Source organism: Streptomyces sp. NBC_00210, from assembly GCF_045160975.1.
Lineage (GTDB): Bacteria > Actinomycetota > Actinomycetes > Streptomycetales > Streptomycetaceae > Streptomyces.
The window spans coordinates 8,651,749-8,666,735 of record NZ_CP108120.1; the positions used below are offsets into that span (position 1 = coordinate 8,651,749).

The 14,987-nt window shown below is 70.0% G+C and carries 13 protein-coding genes; 8 read left to right on the forward strand and 5 right to left on the reverse strand.

Features of this window, described 5'->3' with window-relative positions; translation table 11 throughout:
• Positions 1–229 precede the first annotated feature (229 nt).
• From OG729_RS38835 to OG729_RS38850, 4 genes are all read right to left on the reverse strand, one after another.
• The gene (locus OG729_RS38835; RefSeq protein ID WP_405811440.1) at positions 230–1,480 is read right to left on the reverse strand and encodes a hypothetical protein; all 1,251 of its coding nucleotides are present in this window, start codon (positions 1,478–1,480) and stop codon (positions 230–232) included.
• A gap of 5 nt (positions 1,481–1,485) precedes the next feature.
• The gene (locus tag OG729_RS38840) at positions 1,486–2,760 is read right to left on the reverse strand and encodes a glycosyltransferase (RefSeq protein WP_405810850.1); all 1,275 of its coding nucleotides are present in this window, start codon (positions 2,758–2,760) and stop codon (positions 1,486–1,488) included.
• 283 nt (positions 2,761–3,043) lie between these two features.
• Positions 3,044–3,526, reverse strand: a complete 483-nt coding sequence (locus OG729_RS38845) for a hypothetical protein (RefSeq protein ID WP_405810852.1) — start codon at positions 3,524–3,526, stop codon at positions 3,044–3,046.
• Positions 3,519–4,016, reverse strand: a complete 498-nt coding sequence (locus OG729_RS38850; RefSeq protein WP_360875766.1) for a SigE family RNA polymerase sigma factor — start codon at positions 4,014–4,016, stop codon at positions 3,519–3,521. Before OG729_RS38850 ends, OG729_RS38845 begins: the two co-directional genes overlap by 8 nt.
• 519 nt (positions 4,017–4,535) lie before the next feature.
• Here OG729_RS38850 and OG729_RS38855 point away from each other — a divergent pair.
• The 8 genes from OG729_RS38855 to OG729_RS38890 all read left to right on the forward strand — a co-directional run bounded on the left by OG729_RS38855 (position 4,536) and on the right by OG729_RS38890 (position 14,202).
• Positions 4,536–5,789, forward strand: coding sequence for a cytochrome P450, cyclodipeptide synthase-associated (locus OG729_RS38855; RefSeq protein ID WP_405810853.1), 1,254 nt, complete (start codon positions 4,536–4,538; stop codon positions 5,787–5,789).
• A 96-nt stretch (positions 5,790–5,885) separates the two neighbouring features.
• A complete protein-coding gene (locus tag OG729_RS38860) occupies positions 5,886–6,278 on the forward strand; it encodes a nuclear transport factor 2 family protein (RefSeq protein WP_360875770.1) in 393 nt (130 codons plus the stop codon).
• Positions 6,279–6,533: 255 nt separating this feature from the next.
• Positions 6,534–8,525 carry an ATP-binding protein gene (locus OG729_RS38865; protein ID WP_405810855.1) on the forward strand — a complete coding sequence of 664 codons (1,992 nt, stop codon included), beginning with the start codon at positions 6,534–6,536 and terminating at the stop codon, positions 8,523–8,525.
• A 115-nt stretch (positions 8,526–8,640) separates the two neighbouring features.
• A complete protein-coding gene (locus OG729_RS38870; protein ID WP_405810856.1) occupies positions 8,641–10,113 on the forward strand; it encodes an MFS transporter in 1,473 nt (490 codons plus the stop codon).
• A 76-nt stretch (positions 10,114–10,189) separates the two neighbouring features.
• A complete protein-coding gene (locus tag OG729_RS38875) occupies positions 10,190–10,630 on the forward strand; it encodes an SRPBCC family protein (RefSeq protein ID WP_360875776.1) in 441 nt (146 codons plus the stop codon).
• A gap of 34 nt (positions 10,631–10,664) precedes the next feature.
• A complete protein-coding gene (locus OG729_RS38880) occupies positions 10,665–12,029 on the forward strand; it encodes a carotenoid oxygenase family protein (RefSeq protein WP_405810857.1) in 1,365 nt (454 codons plus the stop codon).
• 217 nt (positions 12,030–12,246) lie between these two features.
• Positions 12,247–13,728, forward strand: coding sequence for an alpha/beta fold hydrolase (locus OG729_RS38885; RefSeq protein WP_405810859.1), 1,482 nt, complete (start codon positions 12,247–12,249; stop codon positions 13,726–13,728).
• A 225-nt stretch (positions 13,729–13,953) separates the two neighbouring features.
• Entirely contained in the window at positions 13,954–14,202 is a 249-nt protein-coding gene (locus OG729_RS38890; RefSeq protein ID WP_405810860.1) for a hypothetical protein, read from the forward strand.
• An 80-nt stretch (positions 14,203–14,282) separates the two neighbouring features.
• On the opposite strand, the gene OG729_RS38895 is transcribed toward OG729_RS38890, so the two are convergent.
• Positions 14,283–14,984: a response regulator gene (locus OG729_RS38895; protein WP_405810861.1), complete on the reverse strand. Its 702-nt coding sequence runs from the start codon at positions 14,982–14,984 to the stop codon at positions 14,283–14,285.
• Positions 14,985–14,987: the final 3 nt, after the last annotated feature.

Genomic DNA, 14,987 nt, shown 5'->3' on the forward strand with positions numbered 1-14,987 from the left:
GCGCGGGGCGGGGCGGTGGGCTGGGTGGTCGTCATCGAGAGTCCAGTCCTGCCGTGCCGGCAAGCGGCGGAAGGCGGAGGAGGGCGTGCGGAATTCCCGGCGGCGGCGAGGTGGGGCGGGTGTCGGGGCCGCCTGTCAGTACGCCAGTCGCGGCGTCGAACCGTCGTCTTGGTGTCACGAGGTGTCGGTCGTGAGGATCCGGCCGGTGCCGGTCACGGTCCGGTTGCTGTTACGGAACGCCGAGTTCGAAGAGGACGTAGCCCGCGTACGAACCGGAGGCCAGCGCCGCGATGCCGAGCAGCGTGACCTGCATGGGCCCTCCGAGGCGGCGCATCGCGATGGCGAGCGGGATGAAGAGGGGGAAGGCAGGGAGCAGGTAGCGGGAGACATTGCCGAAAAACTGCTGGGTGCCCAGCACGAGGGCGATGGTGAGAACCGTGTACGCGACCAGTACGGCCGGCGGGCGCAGCTGGATCAGCAGCGGGATCAGCATCAGTGCCATCACGACGACAACGACGCCGATCATGTCTTCCATGGGCCACGCGCCGAAGTAGTCGAAGTGGCCGACCGGGACGGACGTAAATACGTTGAGCGTGTGCCGGCCCCAGTCGAACTCGTGAGCCCAAGCACCTGACTGGAGTGTGAAGTAGCCGCCGTAGTCGCCCATTTGGTGCCCCACCCAGCCGAGGTAACCGAACAGACCGAGGGGGGCGATCGCCATCGCGGCCAGCGGGCGCAGGACGCCGTCCTGGCGTCGGCGGAGGGCCAGCAGCCCGGCGACCGTGAGGGCGGCTATCAGCGCGCCGGCGGTGGGGCGGTTGAGTCCGGCGGCGAAGGTGAGGACACCGGCCGTGAGCCAGCGGCGGGTCATGACGGCGTGACAGGCCCAGACAGCGAGAGCGACGTAAAGGGACTCGGAGTAGGCCGACCACTCCATGCCCGAGCCGGGCCAGACGGCCCACAGTCCGGCCGCAGTCAGGCCGGCTCTGCTACCCCCGAGCCGCGCCGTTACGGCGTGGATACCGAGGGCGGCGACGAACGAGGCGGTGACGGAGACCAGCATGCCGGCGCCGAACAGGCCGAGGCCGGTGCACTCGGAGACCAGCCGCATAACCGCCGGGTAGAGCGGGAAGAACGCCGCCGAATTCCCTTCGAGGGTGATCATGCCGGTGGCTCCGGGGACCGGTACCAGCGCGGGGTGGTACCCGTGTTCGGCGACCTGCTGGTACCACCAGCCGTCCCAACTGGCGAGTACGTCCCAGGGGTTGGCGCCGCCGCCGAAGCGCGGGTGCTTCGTCCGGTAATCCCCGGCGGAGTGCAACAGGTACATGAAGACGGAGAAGCCGATGAGCTTCAGCCCGCCATACAGCGCCAGCACGGGGCCGTAGTGCTCGATTGCACGGCGCAGTCGCTGCCGCCGGTCGGGAGTGGGGGCGGGGGATTCGGTGAAGGCGGGACCGGAACCCCAGGTTGTCAGCATCGTGGTCATGAAGTGGTGGATCCCGTCTTGTGGCTGCTGGGCCGGGACCCGAGGCGGCCGGGCCGGGCAGCGAACACCCAGGCCCGGAAGAGCAGAAAGCGCAGCAGCGTCGCGGCCAGGTTGGCGACGACCAGCACCGCGACTTCGGTGGAGTGGGCGGCTTTGGGCGCCACGTGGTGCAGGGCGACCAGCGAACTGCTGGTGAGCGTCAGACCCACGAGAAAGGCCACCATGCCCCTGGCCTGGTGGCGCATCGCGCCGGCGCGGCCGCGCAGCCCGAAAGTGAGCCGCCGGTTTGCGGCCGTGTTGACGACGGCGCAGGTCAGCAAGGACAGAGCGTTGGCGGCCTGCGACCCCGTCGCGCGCCGCAGAGCCGCGTACAACAACAGGTATCCGAGGGTGCTTACGGCGCCGACGGCGGCGAAACGCACCAGTTGGACGGCCAGATTGCCCCGCGGCTCGCTGCCGCTGCTTCGGCGCAGCCCGCCCAGCGGCAGCGAGCCGCGGGCCAGCGCCCGGCCGATCCTGGCGATGCCGCGCAGGTCGGCCAGCGCGGTGGACACGATGTCGACCCGGCTGTCGGGGTCGTCCACCCAGTCGACCGGCACCTCGTGAATACGTAGTCCGGCCCGCTCGGCGATCACCAGCAGCTCGGTGTCGAAAAACCACCCGGAGTCCTTCACCAGGGGCAGCAGCCGCTCGGCGACGTCGCGCCGTACCGCCTTGAAGCCGCACTGCGCATCGGAGAATCCGACGGCGAGGGTGGAACGCAGCAGCGCGTTGTAGCAGCGAGAGATGATCTCCCGTTTGGGGCCGCGCACCACGTGGGATCCGCGCGCCAGGCGGGTGCCGATGGCGATGTCGGAGTGCCCGGAGATCAGCGGGGCGACGAGCGGCAGCAACGCCGCCAGATCGGTGGACAGATCCACGTCCAGGTAGGCGAGCACTGGGGCCGGGGAGCGCGACCAGGCGGCGTGCAACGCCCGGCCCCGCCCCTTCTCGGCCAGCCGTATCCACTCCGCTTCGGGCAGCTCGGCGGCCAGCCATGCGGCGACCAGCGCGGTTCCGTCGGTGCTGGCGTTGTCGGCGACGGTGATCCGGAACGGGTACGGAAAGGTCTCGCGCAGGTGCGCGTGGAGCCGCCTGACGCACGGCTCGAGGTCTGCCTCCTCGTTGAACACGGGGACGACCACGTCCAGTACGGGGTCCGGGTGCTGTGCCGGCAGCGGTGCGCGTCGCGGCAGACGGTCCGTCAAGGCGGTTGGCTCTGCACTTGTCATTGTTTTTCCTGATCCGTTCTCTGCCGCTGGAGATGCTGAAGGCTCGCCGCAATATCCGTGGGTTGGCGGGTGTCAGCCGGTCCAACAGTCGTCGTGCCGTACCGGGCACCGGAGTTGGTGCCGGGGCGGGCTCACGGCACGGAGGGCTGGGTGGATGTCCGTACGGGTGTAGGCAGGGGCGTGGTCATCGAGTGTCCGGTTCTGATGGGGCGGAAGAGGGCGTGCAGGATCCCCCGGCGGCGGCGGCGGCGGGGCGGGCGCCGGGCGTATCGGGCGGGGAAGGTCAGCCGGAGGGGTCGGAAGTCGCGGTGGCGGAGTCACCCGGTGTGGGCGGGGGGATGCTGGATCCGTCCGAGTCCGGTTGGATCGTGGTGGACTCGCCCCCGTCGGGCGGCACGGTGGTGGAGCTGTCCGCAGGCGGCACGGTGGTGGAGCTGTCCAAGTCAGGCGGCTGACTGGTGGTGGTCTCGCCCGGCGTGGGCTCGACTGTGACGCTCTCCGAAGGTACGGGGGACGGGTTGGGCGTCGGGTCTGTGGCCGGCTCGATCCGCCCACCGCGGTCGGAAGGTGCCAGCGTGGTTGTGGCGACGCCGGTCACTGCCCCGACGGCCAGGCACGCAGCGGCGGCGATCACCGCAAAGCGTCGACGTCGGTGCCGGGTGCCGCGCGCGAGGATCTCGGCGGCGGGGGCGGCCACGGTCCGGTCCTGGGCGGCATCGGCCGCCTGCTTCAGCAGGGCCGCCAGGTGATCGTCGGGCTCAAGCACCGGGGGCCTCCTTCGCGTACGGGTTGTCCAGATGGCGGGTGAGGGCGGCCCGGCCCCGGACCAGATGGGTCTTGACCGTGCCGGTGGACAGGCCCGTCTCGGCGGCGATCTGCTCGACCGACAGGTCACACACGTAGTGCAGTGTCACGGTGCGGCGCTGCTTGGGCGACAGCTGCCGCAGCGCCGCGACCAGTGCCACCGATCCCGGGTCGGGTTCCCTGCCCGGGATCGGTGGGCCGTGCCGCTGCCATGCCTCGTCCGAGCGTCTGCTCCGGCGCCATCTGCTGACCGCCAGCCGCCAGGCCACCGTGCGGACCCATGCTTCGGGCGCTCCGTCCCGCGCGAGCTGGGCCCGGTGACTCCAGCCGCGGACGAACGCCTCCTGGACCACATCCTGGGCCTCGTGCAGGTCGCCCACCATCAGGTAGAGCTGGCTGGTGAGGCGTCTGACCGCTGAGGCGTAGAACTCCTCGAACTCCTCGACGGTCAACGCGCGCTCCTTACGATCGGTCTTCGCTACGTCTACGCCGGGGGACCGGTCTCCGGTTGACATCGAGCACGATGTTTTTCTGTGTCTGGTGATGCCCTGCGATGCCCGCGTGGCGATGTAGGGTGTTTCATCCGGATCATCCGATCGTTGGTCCCGGGTGTGCCGTTGACTGACGAGCAGTGGGCGCGGGTTGGGCTGAGCGAGAAGCCCTCCCCACGACCGGAACCAGGGCCGCCGTTCGCTCATCCTGTACCCCGGGTGGGCCTGCTTGCTTACCCTCGCGCGGACGCAATAGGTGGGGGTGGGGGCGCATCACACGGCAGGTCACGCATTCCGACCAGGTTAGGCGCGTTGCCAACCGTCGCCGCCTGAACCCCCGGGAACCCGCGAGCAGATCCTCGCCGACCGGTTCTCCCTTGCGGCCTGCTGCCCAGCTTCGCCGCGGTCGCTGACGGTCCACCTCCCGCCTCCCCGGTACTTGTTCTTACCTGGCACTGCGCACTTTGAGAGGTCTGCACCATGTCCGTGGTCAATCCCCGTTTCAGCATCCTGTCCGAGGACTTCGCCGCAGCGCCCTACCGCTACTCCGCACAGCTGAGGGAGCAGTCTCCGGTGCACTACGAGCCGGCGATCGACAGCTATTTCCTCTCCCGCTACCAGGACGTCAAGCGCGTACTTACCGACCATGAGGCGTTCACTACCCAGACGCTGCAGGTGCGCGCCGAGCCGGTGATGCGCGGGCCGGTCCTCGCCCAGATGACCGGGGCCGAGCACACCGCCAAGCGAAAGATCGTCGTCCGGGGTTTCACCGGCCAGGCCCTGCAGAACCAGATACGCGCCATCCACGCCAACGCCGCCGAACTCATGGCCCCCTTCCTTTCCCGAGGCCGGATGGACCTCGTCATCGATTTCGGCAAGCCCTTCGCCGTCCACGTGACCCTCGATGTCCTCGGTTTGGACAGAGAGGACTGGCGGCAGGTGGCTGCCTGGCACAGCGGGGTCGCCGAGTTCATCACCAGCATGACTCTCACCCCCGAGCGCCGCCGGCACTGCATGGACTGCGCGGAGCAACTGGAGGCCTATCTCGTACCGGTCATCGAACAGCGGCGCCGCCACCCCGGCGAGGACCTGATATCGACGCTGTGCACCGCCGAGTTCGACGGCGTCGCCATGAGCAATCGCGACGTCACCGCGCTGATCATCAACGTCTTGGCCGCCGCCACCGAGCCCGCGGACAAGACCCTCGCCCTCCTCTTCAAGCACCTGATCGACCACCCCGAGCAGATGGCGCAGGTCCGCCAGGACCCGAACCTGCTGGCCGCCGCGATCGCCGAGACCCTGCGCTTCACCCCGCCGGTCCAGCTCATTCCCCGCCAGGCGGAGGAGAACGCCGCGTTCGCGGGCACCACCGTCCCGGCAGGTGCCACCGTCTTCTGCATGATCGGCGCGGCCAACCGCGACCCCGATGCGTTCACCGCCCCGGACACCTTCGACATCCACCGCCCGGACCTGGGCACCGCCCGCTCCTTCACCGCGGCCGCCCAGCACTTGGCCTTCGGTACCGGACTCCACCAGTGCGTCGGCGCGGCCTTCGCACGCGCCGAGATCGAGACCGTCGCCGCGATGCTCCTGCCCCTGCTCGACCAGGTCCGCTACAGCCCCGGCTTCCGCTACCAGGAGACCGGCCTGTACACCCGAGGCCCTGTCTCGCTGTCGCTGGACTTCACTCCGTCCACGAAGGCGGCACCGGCCACGACTGACGGCCGTCCCTGATCCCGGCCTGTCCCTGGCCGGCCCGGTGTCCATGCCTCCATGCTCAAGCAGCCGGGACCAACTTCATGCCTCTACTCTCTTCAGGCGAATACAGCGATGACATCGACCGACATCACCCGAGCCATCAACGACTTGCTGTTCAATCCGGGCCTCGACCTCGCCGAAGCCCTCGAGCGGCACTTCACCCCTGACTACCGCCAGCGCACCGACGGCGTGTGGAGTGACCGGACCTCCTTCGCCCAGCACATCACACGCCTCCGCTCCCTGATCCGCAGCGGACACATAGAGGTCCACGACGAACTCCGGGACGGACTGCGCTACGCCGACCGCCACACCGTCACTCTCAGCCAGCACAACGGCCGCATCTCCCGCACCGAGGTCTACCTCTTCGCCCAGCTGGCCCCCGACGGCCGCTTCCATCGAGTCGAAGAAACCACCCTCCTGATCACCGGCCACTCCGACGACGGGAACCTCGGGCTCATCAGGTGACATGGACAGGGCCTCCGTTAGGATCTCCCCGGAGTAGCGGTCCTGGAGGGGAATAGGCCTGCGAAGCGCCGGATGCGACACCTCTTCACACGCGTGCGCGGCACAGCCTCGACCGGCCGGAGCCGGGTGGTGCACAAGGAGCTCGGACCACCGCCCTGCGTAACTCGTGCCGGTGGCTGTCGCCGCGGGCCTGATGGGTGTCTCCGGGCGTGGCTGTCCGGTGGCACAAGGAGGATGGGAGCCGCCATGGTGTCCGTGGGAGAGAGACTGAGCAGAGCGCGCGTGCGGGCCTTCATCGGCCGGGACGAGGAACTCGGGCGCTTCGGGGAGGCTTTGGCCGGCGATCCGCAGGCGCCGTTCGTGTTCTACGTGTTCGGGCCGGGCGGCATCGGGAAGTCGACGCTACTGCGGCGCCTGGCGGACCACGCTCGCTCGGCGGGCCGGCTGCTCGTCGAACTCGACGGCCGGTTCGTGAGCCGGGACCCGGCCGATTTCGAGCGCGCCGCCGGTCCCTTCCTGGACGTTCCGGGCACGGTCCTGTTCGTGGACTCCTTCGAGCACTGCCAGTGGCTGGAGAGCTGGCTGTGGCACCACTTCCTGCCTCGCGCGGCGGACGACACCCTGGTCGTCCTGGCCGGTCGGCGCGCTCCGCAGCCGCAGTGGACCGCCGATCCGGCCTGGTCCGGGCTCCTGCACGTGACCGAATTGGAGCCGTTCTCCGAGGAACAGGCCCGCAGCCTGCTGGTCGCGGCGCAGATCCGGCCCGAACTACGGGACCGGGTGCTCCGCTTCGCCGGAGGCAACCCGTTGGCTCTGTCCCTCGCGGCCGCGGCAGGATCGTCGGGTTGCGGCAGGGAGGAGATCTGGGCCCCCTCGGCGGACGTCCTGCGCACCCTGTTGGCGGGGTTGATCGGTGAGGTGCCCACGGCGGCCCACCGCCGCGCCCTGGAGGTGGCGGCACAGGCTCACTCGACGTCCGAGGAACTGCTCGACGCGGTGCTGCCCGAGGAGGATGCCCATCTGCTCTTCTCCTGGCTGAGGGACCTGCCCTTCATGGAGCCCACGCATCGGGGGCTCCACCCGCACGACGCCGCACGCGAGACGCTGGCAGCCGACCTGCGCTGGCGTGCTCCCAACGCGTTCGAGACGATGCGCCAGCGCCTGGCGGACGAGTACCTGCGCATTCTGCGCGAGGCACCCGAGGAGCGGGTGTGGACCGTCACCGACGAGCTCTTCTACCTGTTCCGGGAGGGGGAGACCCTGGCCCGGCTACGCACCTGGTCCCGCGAGGACGAGGTGCACGACCGTCCGCTGCACCCGGATGACATCGATGTCGTGCTGCGGATGGCCGAGGAGACCGAGGGGGCCGCCTCCGCGGAACTGGTGCGCTACTGGGCACAGCGCCAGCCGCAGGCTTTCAGCGTCTACCGTCTCGTGAGCTCGGGCCGGATCGTGGCGTTCACGGCCCGGCTGGCTCTGCCGGCCCCTCCCGACCCTCAGGACCTTGCCACCGATCCTGTCGTCGCGGCAGCGTGGGAGTACACCGATGCCACCGCCCCGGTGAGCCCCGGCGAACACATCGGCGTAAGCCGCTTCTCGATCTACCCCGAGCGGTACCAGGTCCCCTCGCGCGTCATCGACTTGAGTAGTTCCCGGGCCCAGGCGGAGGCCGCCCGCGCCCGCGGTCGCGCCTATGGCTTCGCCGTCTACCGGGACGCCGAGACCTGGGCCGAGCGCGTCAAGGGCACCCTCAGCGACACCGGGGCGCGCCCGCGAGTCGGTGAGCACACCTACGGGCTGTTCAGCGTCGACTGGCGTCAGGTACCCGTGGAGAGTTGGCTTCTGCACTTCATATCAGCCCCCGAAGTGCCGGCTCCACCCGGACCGTCGCCCATCTCGCGTACCGCCTTCGACAGGGCCGTGCGTGAGGCTCTGGCGCACTGGCGCGATGCGCGAGCCTTCGCCGCCTGTGCCCTGATGCGCGCCCGTCTCGCGGCTGATTTCGGTGAACCTGTCGGGGAGTTGCGCACCCTGCTGCGCCAGGCCGTCGACGACCTCGCCCATGACCCGCGCGGAGTGCGCGCCTGCGAAGCCCTGACGGCAGGCTACTTCTCCGGTGCACCCACCCAGGAGGCCGCAGCCCGCCGCCTGGGCCTTCCGTACGGCACCTACCGTCGCCACCTGCGCCAGGGCCTGGACCTGCTCTGCGACGCCCTGTGGCAGCAGGAGCTGCACGGCCCCCGATAGCAACCGAAGCCGCACGCTTCGGCAGATGCGGGTGGACGGGTGCGGACAGCAGTGGACAGTCCTTGCCCCTGCCGGGCCTGGAAAGTGGACACCGTCCGACACGAGCCTGTGCGCCATGAACGTTGCACACACGCAGACGAACCAGGAAGCCCGCCAAGCCCCCCGGCCGGGAGCCGTGCTCGCGGCACTCGCCGCGGCACAGTTCACCGTCATGCTCGCCACCTCGATCGTCAATGTGGCGCTTCCGCAGATCCGCGCCGGAGTCGGCCTGTCGGACGGCGGAACCACCTGGGTGGTCAACGCCTACGGCCTGGCGTTCGGGGCACTGCTCCTGGCGGGCGGGAGGGCGGCCGACCTCCTCGGCCGCCGTCGGGTGCTGATCGGCGGGCTCGCGCTGTTCGCCGCGGCTTCCCTGTCGGCGGGACTGGCCACCGCTTCGGGCGTGCTGATCGCCGCCCGCGCCGTTCAGGGCGTTGCCGCCGCCGCCATCGCCCCGGCAGCGCTCGCCCTGACGATGGACCAGTTTCCATCAGGCCCGGGGCGTGGCAAGGCACTGGGGGTGTGGGGGGCTGTCTCCGGTGCGGGAGGAGCGGGCGGCGTCCTGCTGGGCGGTGTGCTCACGCAGGCGTGGGGCTGGCCCTGGATCTTCCACTCGGTCGCGCTCGGGGCGGCGCTGGTCCTGGCCGCCGTGGCTGCGCTCGTGCCACGGGCCGCCGGACGGAAGGCGGGGCGGTTTGACCTGCTGGGCACGGCCACCGTCACCCTCGCCCTGACCTGCCTGGTCTGGAGTTTGACCACAGCACGCGACGCAGGCTGGACCGACGGCCGGGTGCTGGGCGCCCTCGGGACCGCCGCCACTCTGCTCGCGGCCTTCGCCGTGATCGAGCGCCGCCGGCCGAACGCACTGATACCGCCGCGTCTGTTCACCACCGGCCAGGTCGCCGCAGGCAACCTCCTGATGGCGCTGCTGGGCTCGGTGTGGATCGCCCTGTTCTTCTTCCTGCCGCTCTACCAGCAGCAGGTCCTCGGATCCAGCCCCTTGGCGACCGGAGCGGGACAACTCCCGCTCGCCGGCGCCAACATGCTCGGCGCCGCCCTGGCGCCGCGCATCTCCCGGCGCATCGGGGCCTCCGCGACCGTGACCGCGGCTCTGCTCACCGAGGCCGCGGGCCTGATGTGGCTGTCAGGGATCAGCGCCCACGGCAGCTACCTCGCCAACCTCCTCGGCCCGAGCATCCTGATCGGCCTGGGCCTCAGCATCGCCTTCGTCCAGCTCACCGCCCTCGCCGTGGACGGCGTCCCGCGGGAGGACGCGGGCCTGGCCGGCGGCCTGGTGAACACCACCCGCCAGGTCGGCGGCGCCATCGGCCTCGCCGCCCTGGCCACCCTGGCCGGCTCCGTCACCGCCCACGCGTCCACCCACCAGCCCCATCTGGAAGCCCTCACCGCCGGCTACCGCACCGTCTTCACCGTCGCCGCCGCGGTCCTGGCCGCAACAGCCCTCCTCGCGCTGCTCCTCACCCGCTGCACCGGCCCGCGGACCGCAACCACCCCCATCGGCCCGGCCTCCGACCCGCAACCCGCCTGAAACTCCTGAATCCGGCTGAACCAATGGATCAGCCGCGCCACCGAAACATGTCATCCAGAGAGAGGAACCCACAGCCATGGTCACCATCGACGAAACCGCCCCCGCCATCGTCCGCCTGAGCACCGAGATCAACGCCCCGCTCGCGACGGTGTGGGAGCTGCACACCGACATCGCGTCCTGGCCCGCCTGGAACACGGACATCGACCAGGCCGAGCTCAACGGCCCCCTGATGCCCGGCAACTCCTTCAGCTGGCGAACCCACGGCCTGGAGATCACCTCCACGGTGCGCGAACTGGTGCCCGGCGAGCGGATCGTGTGGGGCGGCCCCGCCGACGGCATCACCGGCATCCACGTGTGGACGTTCGAGCAGAACGGCGACCACGTCACCGTCCGCACCGAGGAGTCCTGGAGCGGCGCCCCGGTCGAAGCCGCGGCCGACCACCTCGGCAAGGCCCTCCACGACTCCCTGGAGAACTGGCTTTCCCACCTCAAGGCCCGTGCCGAACAAGCCGCCTGACAAAAAATCCCATCCACTGAAAGAGATTCCCGCCATGACTGCTTCGAAGCCCTACCTGACCGGCCACTACACCCCCGTCACCGACGAGATCACCGCCACCGACCTCACCGTGGAAGGCACGCTGCCCCCGGAGCTGGACGGCCGGCTGATCCGCAACGGCCACAACCCCAAGCCCGGTGTCACCCCGACCCACTGGTTCAAGGGCAGCGGCATGGTCCACGGCATCCGCCTCCGCGAGGGCCGCGCCGAGTGGTACCGCAACCGCTGGGTGCACACCCCCGCCCTCGACGGCGCCCCCTACATGACCGAGCACGGCCCCGACCTGACCGCCAGCACCGCCGGCACACACGTCATCGAACACGCCGGTCGGCTGCTCGCCCTGTGCGAGGCGAACGTCCCCTTCGAACTCACCCCGGACCTTCAGACCATCGGCGCGTACGACTTCGACGGCACGCTGCGCAGCGCGATGACCGCGCACCCCAAGGAGGACCCGCTCACCGGCGAGTTGCACTTCTTCGGCTCCTCGCCCTTCCCGCCGTTCCTGACGTACTACGTCGCCGACGCCAAGGGCGGGATCGTCCACAGCGCCGAGATCCCCGGAGCGACCGCATCCCTCAAACACGACTTCGCCCTGACCCGCCGCCATGTGGTCTTCATCGAGGGCAATGTCACCTTCGACCCGGCCGAGCACTCCGGTATTCCCTACGGCTGGAGCGACGCCCAGCCCGCCCGTATCGGCATCGTGCCCCGCGGCACCGACGGCGCCCCGCAGGTCCGCTGGTTCTCCATCGAGCCCGGCAACCTGCTGCATGTCGCCAACGCCTACGAGGACGGCCAGGGCCGGATCGTCCTGGAAGGCCCCACCGTGGACCGAGAGGGCTTCCAGCTCTCCTGGAACTGGTGGGTCGGCGCCCCCGGGCGCGGAACCGAGCCCGTCGCCCGCTCCTACACGCGCCGCTGGGTGGTCGACATGGCGGCCGGTACCGTCGACGAGCAGATCATCGACGACCTCACCGTGGAGTTCCCGACCCTCAACGAGGACTACCTGGGCTCTGAGAACCGCTACCAGTACGCCATCTCCTTCCCCGACGAGAAGGGCTTCGGCGGCTACGGCATCGTCAAGTACGACCGCACCACCGGCGCCCGCCGCATCCACCAGGTCGGCGACGCCCGCATGCCCAGCGAAGCGGTGTTCGTTCCCGCCGCCGGAGCCACCCGCGAGGACGACGGCTACCTCCTCACCGTGACCTCAGACCTCAAGCAGGATGCCTCCCAGCTCCTTGTCCTCGACGCCTCCGGCCTCGACCGGATCGCCACCGTCCACCTGCCCCAACGGGTAAGCGCCGGACTCCACGGCTCCTGGATCCCCGACACCGCCCTGGAGGCCACCCAGGGCTGACGGACATCCAAGACGCACCTCAAGCTCCACCGGCGGCGTGTTTTCGCAAGGCTGACTGTCCCCGGAGCCCAACGGGACCTGCCGACCGCTGAAGCCGCTCGTGCGCCTCCAACGCCGCCGATAGGCATCGCAGTTCCCCTGGCCCCGCCTCCTCCCGGGCAGCCCGAACAACGCCTCGAACCCGCACAGGCCGCGGCACAAGACCAAGGAAGTCGACATGACAAGAAACCGGAAAAACGCCGGTTGGACAGCCGCCCTCTCCGCGCTCGTAGCCACCACCATCGCCGTACCGGCGCTCGCGCAGACCGAGGACGCCGACCACCGCACCCCCGCCAACGGCATCGACTGGCACGCCTGCGCCGACACCGACTTCAAGCACATGCAGTGCGGATCGATCCAGGTACCAGTGGACTGGTCCCAGCCCCACGTCGGCAGCACCACCCTCGCCGTGGTCCGCCGACCGGCGGACGACCGGGCCCACCGCCAGGGCACCCTGCTCCTCAACGACGGAGCCGGCGGCTCCTCCATCGAGCAGCTGAGACTGGCGATGCACATCGGCATGCCGAAGTTCGCCGGCGCCATGACCCAGAACTTCGACCTGGTCGCGGTGGACCCGCGCGGAGTAGGACACAGCTCGCCGATCCGCTGCGGCGAACCGCTCAAGCCCGCCGGAGTCAGCCACTTCCCGCAGGGCCGGGCCGCGTTCGACACGCTCATAGCCCACAACCGGGCCTTCGCCGAGGACTGCCTGCGCCGCAACGGCCCGCTCACCGCCCACGTCGACCTGACCAGCACCGCGCGGGACTTCGAAGCGGTTCGGATCGGGCTGGGCGAACGGCAGCTGAACTGGTACGGCATCCACTACAGCACGCTCCTCGGACGCACCTACGCCAAGCTCTACCCCGGCAGGCTGCGCACCATGGTCCTCGACACCGCGCTGGACGACACCGGCTCGCCTCTGTCCCGGGTCACCCAGGAGGCGGCCACCGCCGAGACCGCCTTCAACCGCTTCACCGCCTGGTGCACCGCGTCGAAGGACTGCGCGCTGCACGGCAAGGACGTCGCGGCCGCGTACGACGCCCTCGTCGCCCGTGCCGACCGCACCCCCATCCCGACCGGGAGCACGGCCCACCAGCCGCTGACCGGTGAGGACATCCGCGAAGCCACCCAGGACTACCTGACCCTGTCCGGTCTGTCCTGGCCAGCCCTGGCGCAGGCCATCGTCAAGGCAAAGGCCGGCGACGCGACGGACTTCACCCACGACCCCGACGACACCCTCGACCCGGTCCATGTACAGGTGCCCGCCTGCCTCGACAACGCACGCCCGGTGCACACCCTCGCCCAGCTCACCCAACTGCGGAAGGAACTCGCCCGCGTGGCCCCGCACCTCAGTGGGGCCGTGCGCTCCTACAAGGCCATCGCCGGCTGCCTCGGCTGGCCCAGCCCGGCCAAGCCCCTCAAGACGGGCGCCCCGGTCCACGGCGCACCGCCCGCACTGATCCTCCAGTCCACCCACCAGGCCCTCGCCCCGTACCGCGCCGGCGCGGCCATGGCCGCCCAACTGCCCGGCAGCGTCGTACTCGGCCACGAAGGTGACGACTACAGCATGTTCCTGGTCTCCCAGTGCTCCCGGGACGCCACCAACCGCTACCTGACCACCCGCGCGCTGCCCGCCCCTGGCACCGTCTGCACCGACTGAGAAGCATCGCCTTGCCGAAGGAGACCGTCCGGCCGCGCGCCCGACGTCCCCCACGTCTTCGGAGCCCTCTGAGCGGTGACCTCACCGCTCAGAGGGCAGCGAGCGCTCGTGGGCGACCTGCCTGGTCATCAGGAGACCTGTCCGGGCTGCGCCGTGATGTGGTCTATCCACAACACCAGGACCTGGTCGACGAGTTCCGGCTCAGCGGCAAGGGCGCAAGGCAGAGTGCCCACAGCCGCCCAGGAACTCGCCGAGCGGCACGCGGCCGTGGTCGAGGAGCTGAAGGAGGCGAAGCAACAGCGGTCAGCAGAACGTCAGTTGACCGCCTTCATGCGCCGCACCACCGTGGAACTGTCGATCGAGGTGGAGAACCTCCGCCGTGAGCAGGAGGACGCCGCCAATGCCACGGTGGTGCACATGCCCAGGCGGCGCGGCGCAGGCCGCAGGTTCGTGACCACGGATCCAGGGACCTGAGCCACGCCCAGTGCCCAGGACGGCCACGGCATTCGCACGTCAATCCGACCCCGGCTGGCGGCCCATACGCTCTCCGCGTTTCAGCGGGACGGGTGGTCTGGGGCCTCGTGCTGCTGCAGCTGGGTCGCCAGGACCGCGGCCTGGACGCGGCGGTGAACGCCCAGCTTGGCCAGCAGGCGGGAGATGTGGTTCTTCACCGTCTTCTCGGACAAATACAGCTGCTTGCCGATCTGCCGGTTGGTGAGCCCCTCTCCGATCAACGCGAGAATGTCCCGCTCACGCGGGGACAGGCCTGCCAGCGCGGGCGGCACGGCATCGGAGTCGTTCGGCTCCGCCCGCAGGCTGCTCATCAGCCGGGCCGTCGTCGCGGGATCGAGCATGGACTGGCCCGAAGCGACGGTGCGCACCGCCGACACCAGGTCGGAGCCCTTGATCTGTTTGAGCACATACCCTGAGGCACCGGCCATGATCGCGTCCAGCAGGGCGTCCTCCTCGTCGAACGAAGTCAGCATCAGACAAGCCAACTCCGGCATACGGCTGCGTAGTTCGCGGCACACGCCGATACCGTCGCCATCGGGCAGGCGCACGTCGAGCACGGCCACGTGTGGGCGCAGCGCCGGACCGCGCGCCAGCGCCTGTTCGACGCTGCCCGCGTCACCGACCACGGTGATGTCCGGCTCGGCGTCGAGGAGATCGGTCAGTCCACGGCGTACGACCTCATGGTCGTCGACGAGGAACACTCGTACCGGATCCTCCGCCGTGAATGTCCGTGCCTCGGTCATGAC